Here is a 20,938-nt window from a genome sequence, read left to right as displayed (position 1 = left end):
CCCCTTTGTGGCTCTAGGATACACAGAAACGGCCGCCTGTGTCCCCAGGCTTAGACTGAGGTGATGGAACCCAAAATGACGACCCACACCAGCGTCGGACCCAAGGCCAAGGCGATTTTGGAACGCGATCGCAAGGTGGTCTCCAGCAGCTACGCGAGGCCCTACCCCTTCGTCCCCCACCGCGGTGAAGGCGTGTGGCTTTATGACGTCGACGGGAGGAAATACCTCGACTTCATGGGAGGCATCGCGGTCAACACCACCGGATATGCCCACCCCAAAGTGGTCGAGGCGGTGACCGAGCAGGCCAGGCGGTTTGCCCACGTTTGCTTTTCCGACTTTGCCCACGAACCCGCGGTGAGCCTGGCGGAACGCCTGGTCGAGAAGCTCGGTGGGGGCTATCGCGTGTATTTCGGAAATTCTGGAACCGAGGCCATCGAGGCGGCGATCAAGCTCGCCCGCTACCACACGCGCCGTCCCTACCTCCTCGCCTTCACCGGGGCCTTCCACGGCCGTACCATGGGCAGCCTCGCCCTCACCAGCTCAAACAGCAAGTACCGCGAAGGATTTGCCCCGCTTTTGCCTTACGTCATCCACGTACCCTTCCCGGACCCGTTCCGACCGCCCTTCAACGCGACCGAAGACACTGTCTCCGAAGTTGTTCTCGGCTACCTTGAGCACCTCTTCGCCACCAAGCTCCCCCCTTCCGAGGTCGCGGCCTTCTTCGTCGAACCCATCCAGGGCGAAGGCGGCTACGTACTCCCACCCCCGGGGTTTTTCAAGCGGCTCAAAACTCTCCTCGACCGTTACGGCATCCTTCTGGTCGCCGACGAGATTCAAACCGGCGCCGGGCGCACGGGGACGTTCCTGGCCATGGCCCAAGAGGGCGTCGTCCCCGACATGGTGACCCTGGCCAAGGGTTTGGCTTCGGGCTATCCCTTGAGCGCGCTCCTTTTTAGGGAAGAGCTCTCAAGTTGGCCCTCGGGCGCCCACGGCACCACGTTCGGCGGCAACCCGGTGGCGGCGGCGGCGGCCATGGCGACGCTCGACCTCCTCGAGGACGGCCTGATCGAAAACGCGCGCCGGGTAGGCGATACGCTCATGCGCGAACTCAAAACGCGGTTGACGGGACGGCCCGGCGTGGGCGACGTACGCGGCCGGGGACTCATGATCGCGATCGACTTCGTCAAAGAAGGTCGGGGCCATAACCCCGAGCTCCGAGACCGTGTCGTCAACGAAGCCTTCGCTCTCGGGCTGCTTACCCTCCCCGCCGGACCCAGCGCCCTACGGGTATCCCCGCCTTTGATCCTCTCCGAATCGGAAGCCCTGCTCGGCGCCGAACTGATCGAGCGTGCCTACGAACAGGCTCTTGAGCTGGGGTAGATCAGAAAATTTTTCTATTCTGGATAACGCCATGATACGGGTGCTGGGCATCAACGGTTCAACGCGAACGCACGGCCGAACCGCCACCTTGCTGGAAGTTGTCCTCGAGGCCGCCCGCGAAACCGGGGCCCAAACCGAGCGGATCGACCTGGCAAAAACCCCGATCCCCTATTGCGCCGCCAATTACTCCGAGGACCGTGAAAGCTGCGGCCCCGAACACTGCGTGCGCGGCGAGTGGGATGCGTGGGGGTGGGTCGCGCAAAAAATGCTCGAGGCCGACGCGCTGGTCTTCGCCACCCCCACCTACTGGTTCGCACCCTCGGCCAGGATGAAAACCCTCCTTGAGCGCATGACCTCGCTGGAAAACCAGGGTCTATTGCTGGCGGGCAAGCCCATGGCCCTGGTCGCGGTCGCGGAAGAGGACGGGGCCGCGCAGGCCATGGCCCAGCTGGCGATCCCCCTCAACTTCATGGGGCTGGCCCTGGTCCCCCTGGGCCTCGTCTACCACCACGCCCAGGCCCACCCCGAGCTGGAAAAGGACGAGGAAGCCATAGCCGATGCCCGGCGGGCCGGACGGAACCTGGTCGAGATGGCCCGCCGGCTCCGGGGCGTTGACTGGGCGGCGAACTAAACGCCCCGCGAGCTTTACGACATACCGATGCGGGAGCGACACTCGATTGTGTCCCCGCCGTGGCTTTCGCCGCAGCGGGGGACTCAGTCCCGGGGCGCAGGAACCTTCTTAAAGCCCTCCGGAATCGGGAGCACCCGCAGGTTCAGCCGGTAGCCCTGCTCGGTCTTCCGGACCAGCGGCCACCAAACGAACGTCGCCGGCCCGGCGATCTGCGTACCCTTGAGCGGGCCAAAGATCCGTGAATCCTCCGACCCTCCAAGCGTTCGGTTATCACCCATGACGAAGTAGTAACCCTCCGGGAGGTGGATGTTGCTCACGAAGCGCACCGGTCGGTCGAAGCTGGCGCGGATGACGCTCTCCGGCAAGGGGTCGAGCATCTTCACCATCGGTTTGAGGTAGTCGGGGATGTCGTCGAGGGGCAAAAAGCGCCCCGCGACCTCGAGGGCGACGATCTGCCCCCGGTACACCTGGACCACGGGGAACGAGTCGGGATAGGGCGTGAGGTAACGGGTGATATGGTCCTCGGGAACGGGATAGTCGTTCACGTAGAGCAGGCCCCGGACCACCCGCACGCGGTCGCCGGGAAGAGCGACGATGCGCTTGATAAAAAAGGGACGGAACTTAAACCCCAAAACGGGGAATGTGGCCACGGAATACGGAGCGCCGGGAGGCGGCTTGATAATCGCGATCTCTCCGCGCTTCCACTCGTCGAGCCCCAACCGGACAGCCCAGGTTCGAAACTTCGGCACCACCACCCGCTCGCCGTTTTCCAGGGTCGGGTTCATACTGCTCCCCATGACGACCACGGTGGTGAAAAGGTAGGTGGTGACGATCAGGGCGACAAGGAGCGCCTCGCCAACTTGACGAAACCAATCGTTCCATAGATAATCCCAAAACGCGCGCATCACGAACTGAGTCTAACCCTTCGGACTGAGGCTGGCGTTAGGAACGCTTATAGTATGAAGGTGTCGCTCACAGGCGCCACCTTTCTTGGCGGTTACCGGGTCCTCTACCCGATCGCAAAAGGCGCGGTCGCCACGGTCTACCTGGTCTTCGACCACCGGGGCCACCCCTACGCGCTTAAAGTGTTCCCCCGCCAGCACAAAGGCCGTGCCCAGCGGGAGTGGGAGGTCGGCCGGCGCCTCAGCCATCCCAGGATCAACGCCGTCCTCGCCCGACTCGAGGTCGAAGGCTACCCCTCGGTGCTCATGGCCCTTGCCCCGGGACTGCGGCTTTCCCAGTGGCGCGAAGCGCACCCGGACGAAGACTTTCTTCCCCTCTTCGGCCAGCTCCTGGAAGCCCTCGCCCACCTCCACGAGCGCGGCCTCGTGCACCGGGACGTGAAGCCGGAAAACTTCATCGTTGCATCCCCGACCCAGGCCAAACTCATCGATTTTGACCTCGCCGGACCGGTCGGCGAACCCCTCGGCCGCCTGCGCGTGGGGACGCCGGCGTTTCTCTCCCCGGAAGAGCTCGACGGCCATCCCCCCACGCCGGCCTCGGACATCTACGCCGCCGGAATGATCCTCCACTGGGGGATCTCGGGGGAGATCCCGCTCCACGGCCAGGCCATTTCTCCCGGTCTCTTCCCCGACGGCCGGTCCGACCTCGCCTCGTTCCTCGAGCGCATGCTGTCCCCAACCATCAAGACCCGTTTTCAGGACGCCCTCGAGGCCCTCGAGGTCTTCAGCGCGCTCGCCAATCAAGACCGGGGCTTGCCCCCGTTCCCCGAGCGTAAATAACGAACGCCGGTCGCGATCAACACCACGGCGAAGATCGCCCGCAGCTCGGCATCCGGGAAAAGGTGGGCGAGACTGCCCCCGGAGTAACTCCCGATGAAAACCCCTACGATGAGGCCGGGCAGGATCGAGCGTTCAACATTCCCCAACCGGTAGTGGGTGTAGGCCCCGACAAAGCTCGCCGGCACCATGGCGAGCAGGGCACTGCCCTGGGCCAGGTGCTGGGTCATGCCCAGCAGCAGCACCATCGAAGGCACCATCACCGTGCCCCCACCCACCCCCATCATGGCCGAGAGGAAACCGGTGACCCCGCCGGTGAGGAGCAGCACCGCGACCCGACCCCAAAGCTCCTGGGCAAGGCCCAGGGGTGGCACGTAGGGCTTGAGCAAGAGCAGGAAGGAAATCACAATGATAAAAGCGCCAAAAGCTCGCTTGAGCTTCCACTCGGGAAGACCGTTGGCATAGATGGCGCCGAACCGGGCGGTGACGATCGCGGAAAGCGCGAGCAGCACACCGGCCCACACGTCGATCGAACCCTGCATGGCGTAGGCGATAGCCCCGGCCAGGCCGGTAAACACCACCGCCACCAGACTGGTGCCGTGGGCACGATGCTGCGCCAGCCCCAGCGCCCCGACCATCAGGGGGACCATGATGACCCCACCGCCAAGTCCCACCAAACCGCCAAAAAGCCCCGCCGCCAGTCCGATGGCCAGGGCGCCGATGAACATCGGTATTTTCATCATCGAACCTCAAAGGATATCGTCACGAATGCAGGCCTTGTAGTGCCCAGGAGATACCTCCCGCAGCTCGGGCACCGCCGTCGCACACTCCGGAATCGCATACCGGCACCGCGTCCGAAACACGCACCCCGACGGCGGGTTGATCGGACTCGGAATATCCCCCTCCAGTACAATCCGCTCCCGCTTCACCGTCGGGTCCGGAATCGGTACCGCCGAAAGCAGCGCCTCCGTATAAGGGTGCTTCGGCGCCCGGTATAGCTCCCCAGCCGGCGCTAGCTCCATCACCCGCCCCAAATACATCACCGCCACTCGGTCCGAAATGTGCTCCACCACCGCCAGATCGTGGGCAATGAAGAGAAGCGTCAGCCCTAACTCCTCCTTTAAATCCTGCAAAAGGTTCACCACCTGCGCCTGAATCGATACGTCAAGCGCCGATACCGGCTCGTCAGCCACAATAAACTCCGGGTCCACCGCCAGCGCCCGCGCAATCCCAATCCGCTGCCGTTGGCCCCCGGAAAACTCGTGCGGATACCGCCGCATATGGTCCGGCGAAAGCCCCACCATCCGCAAAAGCTCCGCCACCCGCTCCACCCGCTCCTTGGCGCTCCTCACCAATCGGTGGATGATCAAAGGCTCCCCGATAATGTCCCCTACCGTCATCCGGGGGTTCAGGGAGGCAAAGGGGTCCTGGAAGATGATCTGCATCTTCCGGCGGTACGGCCGCAGTTTCCCCCGGGGCAGCTTCGCGAGATCCGTCCCACGGTAGTTGATCACACCCCCCATGGGGTCAATAAGCCGCAAAATCGTTCGCCCAACCGTCGTCTTCCCAGAACCAGACTCCCCCACTAAACCTAAAACTTCACCGCGGCGAACCGTAAAACTGACCCCGTTCACCGCCTTCACGTACCCCACCGTCCGCGACAAAATCCCACCGCGGATCGGAAACCAGGTCCGTAGGTCCCGTACCTCCAGGAGGGCCTCCCCCTTCATCCCTCAACCTCCCCCTGGATCTCCCGCCAGCGATAGCATCGCACCATGTGCCCCCCGCCAGCGTCCTCAAGCCCGGGAACCTCCCCGTCGCAAAGTCCCCCCTTCGCCCACCGGCACCTCGGGTGAAAAGTGCATCCGCTCGGTAAAAACAAAGGGTTCGGTACGTTCCCAGGAATCGCCTCCAACCGCCGCCTCCGACCCCCGCCAACGTCAACCCGCGGCACCGAGTTCAAAAGCCCCATCGTATAAGGGTGCAAAGGCCGCTTAAACGTCTCCGTAACCTCGGCCTCCTCTACCGCCCTCCCCGCGTACATCACCACCACTCGGTCCGCAATCTCCGCTACTACCCCTAAGTTGTGGGTGATGAATAAAACACTCATCCCAATCTCCTCTTGTAATTGCTTGATCAATTCCAATATCTGCGCCTGAATCGTTACGTCAAGCGCCGTGGTCGGCTCGTCGGCAATGAGAAGACTCGGGTTGCACGATAGCGCCATCGCAATCATTACCCGCTGTCGCATCCCCCCAGACATCTGGTGCGGGTAGTTCGACAAACGCTTCCGTGGCTCCGGTATCCCCACCAGCTCCAGCATCTCCGCCGCTAAGTCCAGCGCCTCCGCCTTCCCCTTCCCCTGGTGCAGCATGATCGCCTCGGCAATCTGATCCCCCACCGTGTACACCGGGTTTAAACTCGTCATCGGCTCCTGAAATATCATCGCAATGTCGTTGCCCCGAATCCGCCGCATCTCCGCCTCAGAGAGCCGAACTAGGTCCCTCTCCTTCCCGTCCTTCCCCCGAAACAGTATCTCCCCACCAACAATCCGCCCCGGAGGACTCGGTATTAACCGCATGATCGCCAGCGACGTCACCGACTTCCCAGACCCCGACTCCCCAACAACCGCCAGCGTCTCGCCCTTCTCAATGTGAAACGTTACCCCGTCAACCGCACGGACAACCCCCTCGTCCGTCCGAAACTCAACCCGTAAATCCCGTACCTCAAGTATCCTCGTCGGTCCCATCTGCTCTCCCTACCAGGCGAGCGCGAGCCCATCCGCCCGGGGCTCGCTCGCCGCGATGAACGCGCGATCCTGGTGGACGATGATCTGGCCCCGTCCAAAAGCCCCGCTTTCCGCCATGACCTGGACGCGGTGCCCGCGGTCAGCAAGGGCCAAGGCCACCGAGCGGGGCACGGCCTGCTCCAGCCACACCTCGTTCCCGGATACGAACTGCCAGCGCGGCGCGTCGAGGGCGCTTTGGGGGTTCATGCCGTAGTCCGCCATGTTGACCACCACCTGCACGTGCCCCTGCGGTTGCATCGGGCCACCCATCACGCCGAAGGGTCCGAGCGGACGGCCCTCGCGGGTGAGGAAGCCGGGGATGATGGTGTGGAAGGGGCGCTTCCTGGGGCCGGCGACGTTCGGGTGTCCCTCATCGAGCACGAAACCGGCGCCCCGGTTTTGTAGGGCGATGCCCGTGCCCGGCACCAAAATTCCCGACCCAAACCCCATGTAGTTCGATTGGATCAGGCTCACCATGAGCTCGCCGTCGGCGGCGGCCAGGTAGACGGTGCCCCCGCGAGCCAGGCCGGGTTCCGCCAAAGGAATCGCACTTTCCCCGATCAGGCTCCGCCGTTTTTCGGCGTAGGCCCTGTCGAGTAGATCCTGGTTCGAAACCTGCATGGCATCCGGGTCGGCAACGTACTCGCGAACATCGGCCAGAGCCAGCTTCATCGCTTCGATCTGAAGGTGATAGCTCTCGGCCGATTCGCGCGGCAGACGGGCGAGGTCGAAACCCTCGAGGATATTGAGCGCCATCAAGGCGGCGATCCCCTGGCCGTTTGGCGGCATCTCCCACACCGTGAGGCCCCGGTAGCTGGTTGAAATCGGATCGACCCACTCCGGGGCGTGCTCGGCGAGGTCTTCCCGGGTGAGAAGCCCGCCGGTGGCCTCCGAGAACGCAGCCATCCTTTCCGCCAGCGGTCCGGTGTAAAAGCTCTCACCGCCGCTCTGGGCCAACTCGCGCAACGTCTTCGCGTGCCAAGGGCTCCGCCAAATCTCCCCCGGCCTCGGCGCTCGCCCCGAGGGGAAGAAGACTTCCTGGAACGCCGAGTACGCCTCGCCCTCGAGCCTGAGGTAGCGCGCGGCTGCGCGCTTCCAAGCCCGTGCCGTCACCGGCGACACCGGGAAGCCCTCCTCGGCATAGCGGATGGCAGGCTCGAACAGTCGTTCAAACGGCAGTTCGCCCCAGCGTTCCCAGAGGGCGCGCCAGGCTGAAACGGCGCCGGGCACCGTGACCGGGAGCCAGCCGCTCTCGGGCATCTTCTCCAGGCCCTCGAGGCGATCGCGGGTGAGCGCCGCCGGGCTCTTTCCCGAAGCGTTCAGCCCAAAGAGCCGGCCTTCCCACACCAGGGCGAAGGCGTCCCCGCCAATACCGTTCGAAGTCGGCTCGACCACCGTCAGACAGATGGCCATGGCCACCGCGGCATCGACGGCGTTGCCACCGGCGAGCATCATCTCCATCCCGGCCAAAGCCGCGAGCGGCTGGCTCGTGGCCACCGCCCCCCGGGACCCCATCACGACCTTACGTTCAGAGGGGTAGGGGTAAGACCACAAGTTTTCCTGTCCCATAGCGAAGACCCCTTTCCACGTTCACCAGTCCCTGGGGTCGAGCGCGTCGCGCAACCCATCCCCCAACAGATTAAACGCGAGGACGGTGATAAAAATAGCGATCCCGGGCCATACCGCCATCCACGGCGCCTCGGCGAGGAAATTCTTGGCTACGTTGAGCATGCTCCCCCAGCTGGGCGCTGGCGGCTGCTGCCCGAGACCGAGGAAAGAAAGGCTGGATTCGGCGATAATGGCCGCCGCCACCGCCAGCGTGCCCTGGATCAGCAAGGGAGAAAAGGCGTTGGGGAGGACGTGCTTCAACATGATTCGGGCGTCGGAGGCTCCGAGCGCCCGCGCCGCTTGGACGAACTCCTCGACCATCACCGAGAGCACCTGCCCCCGGGCCAGACGGATGAAGGCGGGCGCGGTCGAAACGCCGATCGCGATCATGGCGTTGGTCAGGCTCGGGCCCAGCATCGCCGCCAACGCGATCGCCAAGATCAAAAAGGGGAACGCGAGCAGGGCGTCCGTGAAACGCATGATGACCTCGTCGATCCAGCCCCGGTAGTAGCCAGACAAGAGGCCCAGCGGTACGCCGAGGACCATGGCGATGGCCACCGAGACCACGCCGGCCAAAAGCGACGCCCTCGCCCCCCAGATGACCCGCGAGAGCACATCGCGTCCCAGCTCGTCGGTCCCCAGCCAGTGCTCGGGTGAAGGCGGTGCCCGCACGGCGCTCCAGTCGGTGCGAAGGGGATCGTAGGGCGCCAAATAGGGGGCAAAAACCGCCACCCCCAGGAATAAAAGCGCCAAAATCGCCCCCAGCATCGCGCCTTTTCGGCGCAGGAGCTTTCGCCAGACCCGGCTCCGGAGCGAGCGGCGCACCCCGGCGGTCATTCGCTCCCTCCCAGGCGAATGCGGGGATTAATCCAGGCATAGGCCAGATCGACCAGCAGGTTCACGAGGATATAAGCGGTTGCGGTAAAGAGCACCACCCCCTGGACCATGGGGTAATCCCGGTTGAACACCGCGTCGACGATGAGCTTGCCAAACCCGGGGATGGTGAACACCTGCTCGGTGATCACCGCCCCCGAAAGCAGCGCTCCCAGTTGCAGACCAGCCAGGGTCACGACCGGAATCAGGGCGTTCCGCAAGGCATGGCGGTAAACCACGATCCGCTCGCGCAAACCCTTGGCCCTGGCGGTACGGATATAGTCCGAGTGCAGCACCTCGAGCATCGCGCTCCGGGTCTGGCGCATGAGCGCCGCGGCCAGGCCGCTTCCCAACACGAACGCGGGCATCACCATACGCCGCAGGTTCTCACCGAGGTCCTCAAGCGGGCTCACGTACCCCGAAGCGGGCAGCCACCCCAGGCGCACAGATACGAGCAGAATCAGCATGATGCCGAGCCAGAAGTTCGGGATCGAGAGCCCGGAAAGCGCCAAAACATTGGCCAGATAATCAAAAACCGATTCCTTCCGGATGGCGGAGATCACCCCGGCCGGCAGGGCGATGGCCAGGGCAACGACCATGGAGAGCACCGCCAGCTCAATGGTCACCGGCAGCTTTTGCAAAATCACGTCGGTGACCGGCGCCTTGGTGCGGATCGACTCCCCCAAATCCCCCTTGAGCAAACGGAGCATCCAGTAGTAGTACTGGACCGGAAGGGGATCGTTCAGATGATATTTGCTCCGGATGTATGCGATGACCTCGGGATCCCGCTCTTCACCCGCGAGCACGAGCGCCGGATCCCCAGGGAGCAGCCGCTGGATCGAAAAGACCATGACGCTCACCAGGAAAAGGGTGGGGATGGCAATCATGACCCGTCTGAACAGATATGTCCCCATCGCAGACCGTTTCAAAAAACAAAAATGGAGAGTGGGGCCGCGGCCCCACTCTCGCTGTTCGCTCACTTCATCGTGACCCCGCGCAGCCGGATCAGACCGTCAGGGTAGGGGGTAAAGCCCGAAAGCCTGTTGGTGAAGGCCCAGAACCACTTGGGGTGATAGAGATAGATGATGTGGCGATCGGGAAGGTAGCGCTCGGCGGCCAGTTTGTAGTAGCGATAGCGCTCGGCGAACTCGCCCGTGCTCCGGGCCTTGTTGAGGTATTCGTCGACCTTGGGATCGCAGTAGCCGGTCTCGTTGAGGGCGGCGCCGCAGGCGTGGAAGATGTAGATGTTGCCGTCGGGGTCGATGCGACCCGACCAGCCAATCTGGAAGGCGTCGTATTTCCCCGCCTCCTGCAAATCGAGGGCGGTGGCGAATTCAACCGCGTTGAGCTTGATGTCGAAGCCGGCTTCCTTGGCCATCGACTGGATGACCTGTCCCAGCTGAATCGCCTGCGGGTTATTCGTGACCATAAGGGTGAAGCTCACCCGATCGTAGCCCGCCGCCTTGAGCAGGGCCCGGGCCCGAGCGACGTCGCGCTTTGGCATGGGGAGTTCCTTGATGTACCAGGGGCTGGTCGGCGGCACCGCCTGGTTGCCGGGAACGAACTCGCCGTTGAAGACCACCTGGTTGATGGCCTCGCGGTCGAGCGAGAGCTCAAACGCTTCCCGAACCCGGACGTCCTTGGCCAGGGGCGTGTCGAGGGGTTTGGGGTTCGACTCGTTGATGGTGATGCCCTGATAACCAAGTCCAACCGCCGAGGCCACCTTGAGACGGGCGTCCTTGCGTACCGCGCCCAGATCGGTGGGGGCAACGCGCTCGATCAGATCCAAATCGCCAGCCTGCAAGTTGGCCAGCCGGACGCTCGGATCGGGGATGGGCAGGAAGACCACCCGGTCGAACGCGAAGGCGTCTTTGTTCCAGTAGTCCTGGAACTTCTCCAATACGATCCGATCCTGAGCTACCCGCTCGACGAACTTATAGGGGCCGCTGCAGACCGGGCTGCGACCGAAGTTCTCGCCGAGTTCCCGAGCCGCCTTGGGCGAGACCATCATCCCCGCCCGGTCGGCGAGCTGGGCCAGCAAGGGGCTGAACGGCGCCTTCAAGTGGATCCGAACCGTAAAGGGGTCGACCACCTCAACCGATTCGATGGGCTTGACCTCGCTCTTGCGGTTCGAACCAGGGAGCGTCAGCGAACGCTCGAGGTTGAACTTGACCGCCTCGGCGTCGAAGGCCGTGCCGTCGTGGAACTTGACCCCCTTGCGCAGCGAAAGGGTGAGGGTTTTGCCGTCATCGGACCACGAATACCCGGTCGCGAGCTGAGGAACGATCTTGAGATCGGGGGTGATGTCGAAGAGCTTATCGCAGAGCGATGCGAAGACGATGCGGCCGACGAAGGTCCGGCCCAGATCCGGGTCGAGAATGTCGGGGTCCTCGGCCAGGCCGATCCTGAGCGTCCGGCCCTGCGCGAACACCACCAGCAAAAATGCGAGAAAAACCAGCCAGCGCCTACCTCCCATAACTAACCACCTCCACTGTCCTCACGAGGGGCATTGCCCTTGGGACCAAAGAGAAGCGATTCGACCTCCTCGATGTGCCGCCGCATGGCGTTTCGCGCCGCGTCGGCATTGCCCTCTGCCATCGCTTGAAAGATCGCCTGGTGGCCCTCGAGCGAACGCCTGGCCCTCTCCGGCGACTGGAGCGAGAGATCACGGCCCGAACGCAAATATTCCGCGAGCAGCGCCGAGACCTCCAGGGCCATCGGGTTCCCGGTCGCCCTGACCACCGTGTGGTGGAAAGCCTCGTCTTCTTCGATGGGGAATTCGCCCCGCTCGGTCCGCGCCCGTTGGCGCTCAATGATCTCTTCCAGGGCTTTGAGGTGCTCCGGGGTTGCCCGCCTCGCCGCCTCGGCGGCGAACTCGGGCTCGATCATCCGCCTGAGGTCGAAAAGGTGCCGCACGAGCTCCTTGCGAACCTCGAGCAGGGTCTCGAGCGGCTTGACCAGCGTCGCGGCGTCGAGCGCGCGAACGCGCGTGCCCTCTCCCTGACGCACCTGGACGATGCCCTTGGCCTCGAGGTAACGAATGGCGTCGCGCACCGAAACCCGGCTCACCCCCAGCATCGATGCAAGCTCACGCTCCGGCGGGAGCAGGTCGCCCGGCTTGATTTCGCCCTCGCGCATCATGCGGATCAGCTGGCTCGCGATCTCTTCGTAAATTCGACTGTGGCGAACTGGGGTGAGATGTTCCATGGATCCTCCAGTTGATGGTCCGTTGGTATGACCTTTTGCTTGACCGTACTGTATCCGCGGTTCGTCCCTTTGTCAAGAGCCGCTGCAAAGGGCGCCCGAGGGCCCCTTGCAGCGGTCAACGGGGCGTGCGATTTTTATCGCTGTTCGATCGGAACGTAGGGGCGGTCGAGCTCGCCCGTGTACTTGGCCCTCGGCCGGATCAGTCGGTTGTCTTTCTCGGTGTACTCGAGGATATGCCCCACCCAGCCCGCGATGCGCGCCACCGCGAAGACGGGGGTGAAGAACTCGGGGGGAATTCCGAGGTCCGAGTAGACCACACCCGAGTAAAAGTCGACGTTGGGGTAGATCCCCTTCGGCGCCAGCTGGCGCTCGGCCTCGCGCTCGATGGCCTCGAGAATTTCGTATTCGCGGGAGCGCCCGTGCGCCGTCGCCACCTTTTCCGCGTAGCGTTTGAGGATCCGAGCCCGGGGGTCGTAGGCCTTGTAAACACGGTGGCCCATCCCCATGATGCGCTCCTTCTTTTCCAACCGCTCGCGGAACCACTCGGGCACCTTGGCCGCATCCCCGATGCCCTGGATCATCTTCAGTACGGCCTCGTTGGCCCCACCGTGCCGCGGCCCTTTGAGCGCGCCGATCGCACCGACGATGGAGGAATAGAGATCCGAGGCCGTGGCGTGGATGACGAGCGCGGTGAAGGTTGAAGCGTTCATGCCGTGGTCGGCGTGCAGAATGAGCGCCACGTCCAGCACCCGTTCCTGCTCGGGCGAGGGGACTTCGCCGTTCAGCATGTAGTAGAAGTTCGCGGCGTGGGAAAGGTCGTCCCGGGGTTCGAGCGGGAGCTTACCCTCCCGAACGCGCTTGAGGGCCGCCACCACGGTCGGGAACTTGGCGATGAGGGCCACTCCGGTCTCGTAGAGGTTCTCCGGATCGAGATCCTCCTCCTTAGGATCGAAGAGCCCGAGCTCGCTGATGGCGGTGCGCAGCGCCGCCATGGGGTGAACGTCGCGGGGATAATCGACGAAGGAGGCCACCTTCTCGACCCGCAGCCCCCGGCGTGCCTTCAGCTTGGCCTCGAACGCGCTCAGCTCGTCCCGTGTGGGCAAGCGGCGGTGCAAAAGGAGAAAAGCCACCTCTTCGTAGCTGGATTTCTCCGCCAGCTCCTCGATGGGAATACCGAGGTAGTAAAGCTTTCCTTGCTGACCGTCGATGTAGGATAGATCGCTCTCCGTAAACACAACGCCTTCTAAACCCCTTGCGATTTCTGACATCACATCCTCCTTCCCAACCAAAAATTTTACTCCGTTTAAAGTTCAAGGACTCGGCGCCCGGCATTCGTCGATGTAGTCTACGTCGGAAAGGTCGCGAATGGACGGGGAGGCGCCGCAGACCGGGCAACGGGGATCCTTAGGGAAAGACAGCTTTTTGAACTCGGCCTCGAGGGCATCGTAAAGGAGCAGCTTCCCGGAGAGCGTCTCGCCCAGCTCGAGCAGGATCTTGAGCGCCTCGGCCGCCATGAGCGCCCCGACCGTGCCCGGGAGCACGCCGAACACGCCGGCCTCGCTGCAGGCGGGTTGGGCCTTGGGGGGCCTCGGGAAAAGGCAGCGATAGCACGGCCCGCCGCGGTGGTTGAAAACCGAGATCTGACCTTCAAAACGGAAGATCGCCCCATGCACCAGTGGTTTTCCAAAGAGCACCGCGGCGTCGTTGGCCAGGTAGCGGGTGGGGAAATTGTCGGAGGCGTCGACGATCAGATCGAATTTCGGAACCAGGCGCCGCGCGAGCTCAGGCGTGAAGCGCTCGGGGTAGGCCTCGACCTCGATGTCGGGGTTCAGCGCCAACAGCCGTGCCTTGGCCACCTCGGCCTTGGACCTTCCCACATCGGCTTCGGAGAAGAGCACCTGCCGGTTCAGGTTCGACCGGTCGACCCGGTCAAATTCGACCACCCCGATCCGCCCCACACCGGCCGCGGCGAGGTAGAGGAGCGCGGGACTCCCCAGGCCACCCGCCCCCACCACCAAAACCGAGCCGGTTTTCAGCCGACGCTGTCCCTCTTCGCCAACGCCCGGCAGCACGAAGTGCCTGGCATACCGGGCGATTTCACTCCGGCTCCACAACGACCACCACCTCCTCTCCGCTCGGCAACCGCCAAGCTCTGGCTTTGCCCTCTTGAAGCCCGACGATCAGGTAGGGCAGATCCCAGTACGCCTCTCGCCGGTCGGTCTCGCTCGGACGGGCCAGCCCCTGGGGGTGCGAGTGATAAAAGGCCAGCACCGAAAGCCCCTCGCGCTCGGCCCGCTTGAGCGTCGAGAGGAGCGCCCTGGGCTCGGCGCGATAGCCCACTTCAGGGCGAGGATGCACGTTGGGCAACGGCCAGGCGAAGCAGGCACACCCGTCCTTCCCCACCAGAGCCCCCACCGCCTCACGCGGATACGCCGACTTGGCGTGGCGCCAGATGGCGTCCCATGCCGCCCTCTTGATGCAGAGCCGAGCACGTCCCACCAGGTATACTTTACGCAAAAGGAGGCGACAACATGATTCGCACGGTTGCGCTCGTCGGACACAGCCAAAGCGGAAAGACCACGTTGGGCGAAGCGCTGCTCTTCGTCACCGGCGGCAAGGACCGCATGGGCACGGTGGAAGAGGGCACCACCACCTCCGACTACACGCCGGAGGAGAAAGCCCATCATTTCTCGATCCGTACCGCGGTCTTGCCCATCGACTACCAGGGGCACAAAATTTTTGTTCTCGACACCCCGGGCTACGCCGACTTCGTGACCGCGATTCGCGGCGCCCTTACCGCCGCCGACGGCGCGGTGGTCACGGTGAGCGCCCCGGACGGGGTTCAAATCGGGACCGAACGCGCCTGGACCGTAGCCGAGCGTCTTGACCTCCCGCGCATGGTCGTGGTCACCAAACTCGACAAAGGGGGCGACTTCTTCGCCCTGCTCGAGGACCTGCGGCAAACGCTCGGCCACATCCTCCCCGTACACTTTCCCTGGATCGAGGGCGGGCGCTGGATCGGCCTCATCGACGTCCTGCACGGCCGGGCGATCAAGTACGACGGTGAAGGGGGCCGCCAGGTGATCGAGGTCCCCCCGTCCGAGCAGGAACGCATGGCCGGTTTCCGGCAGGAGGTTTTGGAATCCATCATCGAGACCGACGAACGTCTGATGGAGGCCTATCTCGAGGGCCAAGAAATCGACGACGACGCGTTGGCCGAGGCCTTCCACCACGCGGTTCGCCAAGGGGAGCTCTACCCCGTCACCATCGCCTCCGGGAAAAACCTCTACGGTATCGAGGCCTTGCTCGAGACCTTCCTCGAGGCCTTTCCCTCGCCGAAGGAACGATTCGGCGAGGGCCCCCCGCTCGCCAAGGTTTTTAAGGTCCAGGTCGAGCCCTTCGTAGGGCAGGTGGCCTACGTACGGCTCTACCGGGGAACGCTGAACCCCGGCGACACCCTGGAGTCCGAGAACGGACCCGTGAAGCTCAACCACCTCTATGTCCCTAAGGGCCCCGAATTGATCGAGGTCGACCAGGCCGAGGGCGGCTATATCCTGGCCCTGCCCAAAGCCGACAAGCTCCACCGGGGCATGGCGCTGTGGAAGGAAAAGAAGGAACCTGTGCCGACCACCCGGCCACCAGAGCCCACCACCTACGCCGCACTGGTCCCCGCAGAAAAGACCGACGAGGCCAAGCTCGGCGAGGCGCTCAGGAAGCTCGTCGAGGAGGACCCTAGCCTGCGCTTCGTCTACGACGAGGAAACCGGCGAGATGCAGCTTTGGGGGATGGGCGATATGCACCTGGAGTGGGCCAAAGAACGTCTGGCCGACTACGGGGTCGCGGTGGAGCTCAAAACCCCGAGGATCCCTTACCGGGAGACCATCCGCAAAAAGGCCCAGGCTCAAGGGAAATATAAAAAGCAAACCGGCGGCCGCGGCCAGTACGGTGACGTGTGGCTTCGCCTGGAACCGGCCGAGGACTACGAGTTCGTGTGGGAGATCAAGGGGGGCGTCATCCCCACCAAATACAAGGAATCGGTGGAAAAGGGGATCAAGGAGGCGGCCAAATCGGGGGTCCTCGCCGGCTATCCGGTCATGGGCTTTCGGGCCGTGGTCTATGACGGCAGCTACCACGAAGTCGACTCCTCCGACCTCGCCTTCCAAGTCGCCGCCTCGATGGCCTTCAAGAACACCATGGCCAAGGCCTCACCCCTGCTCCTCGAACCGATCTATAAACTCAAGATCTTCGTGCCCCAGGACAAGGTGGGCGACATCATCTCTGACCTCCAGGGCCGCCGGGGGAAGATTTTGGGTATGGACTCTGAGGGCGCGCTGGCGGTGGTCCAGGCCGAGGCGCCGCTGGCTGAAATCCTCGAGTACAGTCGGGCCCTCCGCAGCCTCACCGGGGGCCAGGGGGCCTACTCCCTCGCCTTCTCCCACTACGCCGAGGTCCCACCGCACCTCGCCGAGCGCATCATCGCCGAAGCCGGGAACGAAGCGGCCAGCGGGTAGGCCGGAGGAAAGCGAGGGGTTTCCTTGGAGCTCAAAGCGCTGATCAACGCGCTCAATGGTGTTCTCTTCGGCCAGGAACGGACCATTAAGGCCTTGGTGGCCACCGCGATCGCCGGTGGCCATGCCCTTTTCGAGGGCCTACCGGGGCTCGGCAAAACCCTCCTGGCCGAGAGTTTCGCCCGGGCCTCGGGGCTCAGCCACAAGCGCATCCAGTTCACGCCCGACCTTCTGCCCGCCGACATCACCGGGACCGAAGTGTTCCGAAACGGGGCCTTCACCTTCGAACCCGGGCCCATCTTCGCCCAGGTGGTCCTGGCGGACGAGATCAACCGGGCGCCGCCGAAAACCCAAGCCGCCTTGCTCGAGGCCATGCAGGAAGGCATGGTGAGCACCGGCGGCACACGTCACCCGCTCCCCCAACCGTTCATGGTCCTGGCCACGGAAAACCCCATCGAGGTCGAGGGCACCTACCCCCTGCCCGAGGCCCAGCTCGACCGCTTCATGGCCAAGATCGAGATCGCCGCGCCCAGGCGCGAGGTCTGGCTCCGAATCCTTAGCGAGGAACCCGAATCACCGCCGCAGGTGGTCTCTCCAGAGGCCTTCCTCGAGGCCCGGGCCCAGGCCCAAGCGGTCAAGGTACCGAGCAGTGCCCTTGAGGCCATGATCAACACCGCCTTCCTCTCCGCCGAGGATCCAAACCTCCGCTTTGGCCTCTCGCCCCGCGGGGTCAAAGCCTGGCTCAGGCTGGCCAAGGCCTGGGCCTACCTCGAGGGCCGGGCCCACACCGAGTGGGAAGACCTGCGCACGAGCGCCACCTTTGCCCTCCCCCACCGGCTCTTCCTCACCGAGGAGGCCATGTTCGACGGGGTGCGGGTCGAGGAGGTCTTAGAGCGCCTCCTCGAGCGCAGCATGCCCAAAGCCAGGTGAGGCCGTGGCGAGAGCCAGCCGCTTTCGCATCACCCACCCTGATCAGATCCGCCGGATCGGCGAACGCCAGGCCCGGCGCGCCGGTCCGGGCGAGGGCTTTTACGACCAACGCCCTTACGTCCCCGGTGACGAGCTGCGCTTGCTCAACTGGCGGGCCTACGCGCGGACCGGCCGGCTTTATGTGCGCCAACCGATCCTAACCGGCGAGGCCAGGTTCACGCTCTGGATCGACGGCAGTGAGAGCATGCGGCTGTTTGGCAAGCTCGAATTCGCCGAGCGGGTGGCCGAGGTCTTGCGGCGGGCCGCGGTGGGCGACCGGTTACGGGTCCTCTCGCCCCAGGGGCTTAAGCGACCGGGGCGATCACTCCCCCTCGATCCCCGCGGGCCGCTGGGCATCGCCAGCCGGGGCGAGGGGACCCACATCCTCATAACCGACGCCCTCGAGGATGGGGACTGGGAAGCGCTCTTGCGAAAGCTCGCGCCCGTCCACTTGGTGGTGGTCCTGGCCCCGGAGGAGCTCCACCCCACCTTCGGCGAGGCCATCCTGCACGACGTCGAGCACCGCACCCGCCTCGAGGTGGACGCGGGCACGGTTCTGCGCTACCGCGAAGCGCTCAAAGCCCACCTCGCGCGTCTGAAACGCGCCGCCACCAGGCGCGGGAACTTCGCCCTGCTCCCGGTCGGCAGCCCCATCGTGCCCGGCCTTTTACGCCAACGCGTTATCGAACCCAGATAACGGGCTAATCGGCGTGGGGGGAGCGACCGGCGACCCGGGCTTCCCCCTCGTGGGTCAGATAAAAGGGGCGCGCGTCGGTGGAAACCAGGGTTTCCTCGGCAATCCAGGCCTTGAGGTCCTTGGGCAAAACGAACATCGCCTCGATGAAGGGGGCATCGAGGTGGCGGAGTTTGAGCTGGCGCTCCAGGATCCGGGCCTCGAGCACGCCCTCGGAGTAAGCGGAAGGGTCAAAGCCATCGGCGGCGACGATAAAGCCGTAGGTCAGGAAAAACCCGGGCACCCAGTCCCGATAGCTCCGCACGTGGCGGAACACCTCCCGTATGGTGCGATGGAGCACGGTGTGAACCTGATAGCGGTCGAGGAGGAGCATCCCTCCCTGCGTCACCACCACCCCTCCGGGGTTCAACCTGGCGCGAAGGAGCTCGTAGAACTCCCGAGTATAGAGCATCTTGGCCGGGTTATCCTCACCCACCGGATCGGTGAGGTCGAGGACGATCACGTCGAACCGTTCCTCACTCGCGGCCAGCCAGGCTCGGGCATCGGCGAAGTGGAGTTCGGTCCGGGGATCCTCAAACGCGCCCTGATGCCAGGGCTCCAGCCACTCCCTGGCCACCCGCACCAGTTCCTCGTCGATGTCCACCATCACCGCCCGCCGCACCGTGGGGTGCTTGAGGACCTCCCGCAGGGTGGCGCCTTCGCCCCCACCGACGATCAAAACCTCCCGCGGCTCGGGGTGGGCGAGCATGGCCGGGTGGACGAGCGCCTCGTGGTAGATGTATTCATCGCGCTCGGTGGACTGGACCTCGGCATCGAGCATCAGAACCTTGCCGAACCCACCGGATTCGAACAGGCAGTACTCCTGAAACGGGGTCTTCCCCGAAACCAGCACCCGGCCCATGCGCCGGATCAACGACTCGTCGGGGGTAATGTGTTCGATGAACGCCATGCCATACTGCATCAGGACCTCCCTCGCAAGCCGGCCGGCCGATCCGTGGGGCGGTGTCTACGGTAGCTGAAGGCATTCTCGCGCCGTGCCCCAAAAGCCTCGGCCAGGTGCTTGAGAACTTCGCCGGCGTCGGCTCCCTCCCGGTAGAAGTAGAGATCCAGGGTGGCCGAGGCATCGTCTTCCGGCCAGGTGTGGATCATGACCGCGGCCACGGGGCTAAGCGCGGCGGCGCTGATCCCCTGGGGGTTGAATTTATAGACCACGCTCTTGATGGTGGCATCGTCCGCCCCCAAACGGCGAACCGCGTGCCTCAGGGCGTCCTCCACCAAGCGCGGGTCCTCCAGACGCTCCACCTGGCAACCGTATATCTCACCGACCCAGCGACCACCGGCAATTTCTCCCGTCACAAGGGCCCATGCTACCACGTCCCGACCTATGCTGGGAACCATGAAGGTGCTCGTTCTTAACGCCGGATCCTCAAGCCTCAAGTTCGCCCTCACCGAAACCGAAACGAAACGCCACCTCCTTCGGGGTCAAGTCGAACGCATCGGTCGCCCGGAGGCAACGCTCCGGCTCCCCGAAGGCACGGCGGCGATCGAGGCCCCCGACCACGAGGTGGCGCTCAGAGTCATTCTCGAGCGCCTCGACCTCGATCAGGTCGACGCCATCGGCCACCGCGTGGTCCACGGGGGTGAACTCACCCAGAGCCAGATCATCGACGAAGCACTTATCGAGCGAGTCCGCGCCCTCATTCCCCTCGCCCCCCTCCACAATCCGGCGAATCTCAAGGGAATCGAAGCCGCGAGGACGCTGCTCCCCGATCTGCCCCAGGTCGCGGTCTTCGACACCGCCTTCCACCAAAGCATGCCCGAATACGCTTACCTCTATGCGCTCCCGGAACGGGCCAGGCGCGGCGGCCTGCGGCGGTACGGCTTTCACGGCACCTCACACCACTACGTGGCCCAAAGGGCAGCCGCCGTGCTCGAAAAGCCCCTCAAGGCCCTCAAACTCATCATCCTGCACCTCGGCAACGGAGCCAGCGCCTCGGCCGTGTCGGGCGGCAAGAGTGTGGACACCTCGATGGGGTTCACGCCGCTTGAGGGCCTGATCATGGGAACGAGGCCTGGCGATCTAGACCCGGGCGTGGTGCTCGCACTGGTCCGTCAATTCGGGCTGGAAGAGACCGAGCATATGCTGAGCCACGAATCGGGGCTCTTCGGGTTGTCGGGGCTCTCCCACGACCTCAGGGACCTCCACGCCGCAGCGGAGCGGGGTGACCCCAAGGCGAGCCTCGCGCTTTCGGCCTATACCTACCGGATCAGGAAGTACGTGGGCGCCTATGCCGCGGCCATGGGTGGGCTCGACGCGCTCGTCTTCACCGCCGGCGTGGGCGAGAACGACCCAATGGTGCGCGCTTCGGTCCTCGAGGGCCTGGCCTTCCTCGGCTTTCTTCTCGACCCCGAGAAAAACGCAGAGAACGCCACCTTCATCACCCGCAAAGACAGCCCCCGGGCGGCGCTCGTCATCCCGACCGATGAAGAGCTCGCCATCGCGCTCGAAACCGCCCGCGTGCTCTCGCAAGCGGCCTAGGG

The 20,938-nt window shown here is 64.4% G+C and carries 21 protein-coding genes; 7 read left to right on the top strand and 14 right to left on the bottom strand.

Going from position 1 to position 20,938, the window contains the following annotated elements:
- Positions 1-63: 63 nt before the first annotated feature.
- On the top strand, positions 64-1,380 hold the full coding sequence (locus tag ACZ5BT_RS10775; RefSeq protein ID WP_464884589.1) for an acetyl ornithine aminotransferase family protein: 1,317 nt from the start codon (positions 64-66) through the stop codon (positions 1,378-1,380).
- A gap of 31 nt (positions 1,381-1,411) precedes the next feature.
- Positions 1,412-2,011 (top strand): flavodoxin family protein, encoded by a 600-nt coding sequence (locus tag ACZ5BT_RS10770; RefSeq protein WP_464884588.1) that lies wholly within the window; start codon positions 1,412-1,414, stop codon positions 2,009-2,011.
- Positions 2,012-2,094: 83 nt separating this feature from the next.
- Here the strand turns inward: ACZ5BT_RS10770 and lepB are convergent, their stop codons facing one another.
- Positions 2,095-2,916 carry a signal peptidase I gene (lepB, locus tag ACZ5BT_RS10765; protein WP_464884587.1) on the bottom strand — a complete coding sequence of 274 codons (822 nt, stop codon included), beginning with the start codon at positions 2,914-2,916 and terminating at the stop codon, positions 2,095-2,097.
- Between the two features lie 54 nt (positions 2,917-2,970).
- On the opposite strand from lepB, the gene ACZ5BT_RS10760 reads away from it, so the two are divergent.
- The gene (locus ACZ5BT_RS10760; protein ID WP_464884586.1) at positions 2,971-3,753 is read left to right on the top strand and encodes a serine/threonine-protein kinase; all 783 of its coding nucleotides are present in this window, start codon (positions 2,971-2,973) and stop codon (positions 3,751-3,753) included.
- On the opposite strand, the gene ACZ5BT_RS10755 is transcribed toward ACZ5BT_RS10760, so the two are convergent.
- The 11 genes from ACZ5BT_RS10755 to ACZ5BT_RS10705 form a co-directional block, all read right to left on the bottom strand.
- A complete protein-coding gene (locus tag ACZ5BT_RS10755; protein ID WP_464884585.1) occupies positions 3,714-4,493 on the bottom strand; it encodes a sulfite exporter TauE/SafE family protein in 780 nt (259 codons plus the stop codon). The genes ACZ5BT_RS10760 and ACZ5BT_RS10755 overlap by 40 nt on opposite strands.
- Before the next feature lie 6 nt (positions 4,494-4,499).
- Positions 4,500-5,480, bottom strand: coding sequence for an ABC transporter ATP-binding protein (locus tag ACZ5BT_RS10750; RefSeq protein WP_464884584.1), 981 nt, complete (start codon positions 5,478-5,480; stop codon positions 4,500-4,502).
- Entirely contained in the window at positions 5,477-6,499 is a 1,023-nt protein-coding gene (locus ACZ5BT_RS10745; protein ID WP_464884583.1) for an ABC transporter ATP-binding protein, read from the bottom strand. The genes ACZ5BT_RS10750 and ACZ5BT_RS10745 overlap by 4 nt, the downstream gene beginning before the upstream one ends.
- Positions 6,500-6,508: 9 nt before the next feature.
- Positions 6,509-8,053, bottom strand: a complete 1,545-nt coding sequence (locus tag ACZ5BT_RS10740) for a gamma-glutamyltransferase family protein (RefSeq protein ID WP_464884582.1) — start codon at positions 8,051-8,053, stop codon at positions 6,509-6,511.
- A 75-nt stretch (positions 8,054-8,128) separates the two neighbouring features.
- Positions 8,129-8,983, bottom strand: a complete 855-nt coding sequence (locus ACZ5BT_RS10735) for an ABC transporter permease (protein ID WP_464884581.1) — start codon at positions 8,981-8,983, stop codon at positions 8,129-8,131.
- A complete protein-coding gene (locus ACZ5BT_RS10730) occupies positions 8,980-9,933 on the bottom strand; it encodes an ABC transporter permease (RefSeq protein WP_464884580.1) in 954 nt (317 codons plus the stop codon). Before ACZ5BT_RS10730 ends, ACZ5BT_RS10735 begins: the two co-directional genes overlap by 4 nt.
- Before the next feature lie 62 nt (positions 9,934-9,995).
- Positions 9,996-11,495: an ABC transporter substrate-binding protein gene (locus ACZ5BT_RS10725; RefSeq protein ID WP_464884579.1), complete on the bottom strand. Its 1,500-nt coding sequence runs from the start codon at positions 11,493-11,495 to the stop codon at positions 9,996-9,998.
- 2 nt (positions 11,496-11,497) lie between these two features.
- The gene (locus ACZ5BT_RS10720) at positions 11,498-12,226 is read right to left on the bottom strand and encodes a FadR/GntR family transcriptional regulator (RefSeq protein WP_464884578.1); all 729 of its coding nucleotides are present in this window, start codon (positions 12,224-12,226) and stop codon (positions 11,498-11,500) included.
- Positions 12,227-12,360: 134 nt separating this feature from the next.
- Entirely contained in the window at positions 12,361-13,494 is a 1,134-nt protein-coding gene (locus ACZ5BT_RS10715) for a citrate/2-methylcitrate synthase (RefSeq protein WP_464884577.1), read from the bottom strand.
- A 42-nt stretch (positions 13,495-13,536) separates the two neighbouring features.
- The gene (locus ACZ5BT_RS10710) at positions 13,537-14,340 is read right to left on the bottom strand and encodes a HesA/MoeB/ThiF family protein (protein WP_464884576.1); all 804 of its coding nucleotides are present in this window, start codon (positions 14,338-14,340) and stop codon (positions 13,537-13,539) included.
- Positions 14,324-14,725, bottom strand: coding sequence for a M67 family metallopeptidase (locus tag ACZ5BT_RS10705; protein WP_464884575.1), 402 nt, complete (start codon positions 14,723-14,725; stop codon positions 14,324-14,326). The genes ACZ5BT_RS10710 and ACZ5BT_RS10705 overlap by 17 nt, the downstream gene beginning before the upstream one ends.
- Before the next feature lie 32 nt (positions 14,726-14,757).
- Here ACZ5BT_RS10705 and ACZ5BT_RS10700 point away from each other — a divergent pair, with 32 nt between their 5' ends.
- From ACZ5BT_RS10700 to ACZ5BT_RS10690, 3 genes are read left to right on the top strand one after another with little or no spacing between them, the layout of a single operon-like run.
- Positions 14,758-16,737: an elongation factor G gene (locus ACZ5BT_RS10700; protein WP_464884574.1), complete on the top strand. Its 1,980-nt coding sequence runs from the start codon at positions 14,758-14,760 to the stop codon at positions 16,735-16,737.
- Between the two features lie 24 nt (positions 16,738-16,761).
- Positions 16,762-17,664, top strand: coding sequence for an AAA family ATPase (locus tag ACZ5BT_RS10695; protein ID WP_464884573.1), 903 nt, complete (start codon positions 16,762-16,764; stop codon positions 17,662-17,664).
- Positions 17,665-17,668: 4 nt separating this feature from the next.
- Complete coding sequence (locus ACZ5BT_RS10690; protein ID WP_464884572.1) at positions 17,669-18,400, top strand: DUF58 domain-containing protein; 732 nt, start codon at positions 17,669-17,671, stop codon at positions 18,398-18,400.
- Positions 18,401-18,404: 4 nt separating this feature from the next.
- On the opposite strand, the gene speE is transcribed toward ACZ5BT_RS10690, so the two are convergent.
- Together speE and speD are read right to left on the bottom strand one after the other, a co-directional pair.
- Positions 18,405-19,358 carry a polyamine aminopropyltransferase gene (speE, locus tag ACZ5BT_RS10685; protein ID WP_464884571.1) on the bottom strand — a complete coding sequence of 318 codons (954 nt, stop codon included), beginning with the start codon at positions 19,356-19,358 and terminating at the stop codon, positions 18,405-18,407.
- A complete protein-coding gene (gene speD, locus ACZ5BT_RS10680; RefSeq protein ID WP_464884570.1) occupies positions 19,358-19,795 on the bottom strand; it encodes an S-adenosylmethionine decarboxylase in 438 nt (145 codons plus the stop codon). Before speD ends, speE begins: the two co-directional genes overlap by 1 nt.
- Between speD and ACZ5BT_RS10675 the strand changes: the two genes are divergently transcribed.
- A complete protein-coding gene (locus ACZ5BT_RS10675) occupies positions 19,794-20,936 on the top strand; it encodes an acetate/propionate family kinase (RefSeq protein ID WP_464884569.1) in 1,143 nt (380 codons plus the stop codon). The two genes, speD and ACZ5BT_RS10675, sit on opposite strands and share 2 nt — an antisense overlap.
- The last annotated feature ends 2 nt before the right edge of the window (positions 20,937-20,938 follow it).

The sequence above is a fragment of the Vulcanithermus mediatlanticus genome, from assembly GCF_055385885.1.
This window is presented reverse-complemented; position numbering and strand designations above follow the sequence as displayed.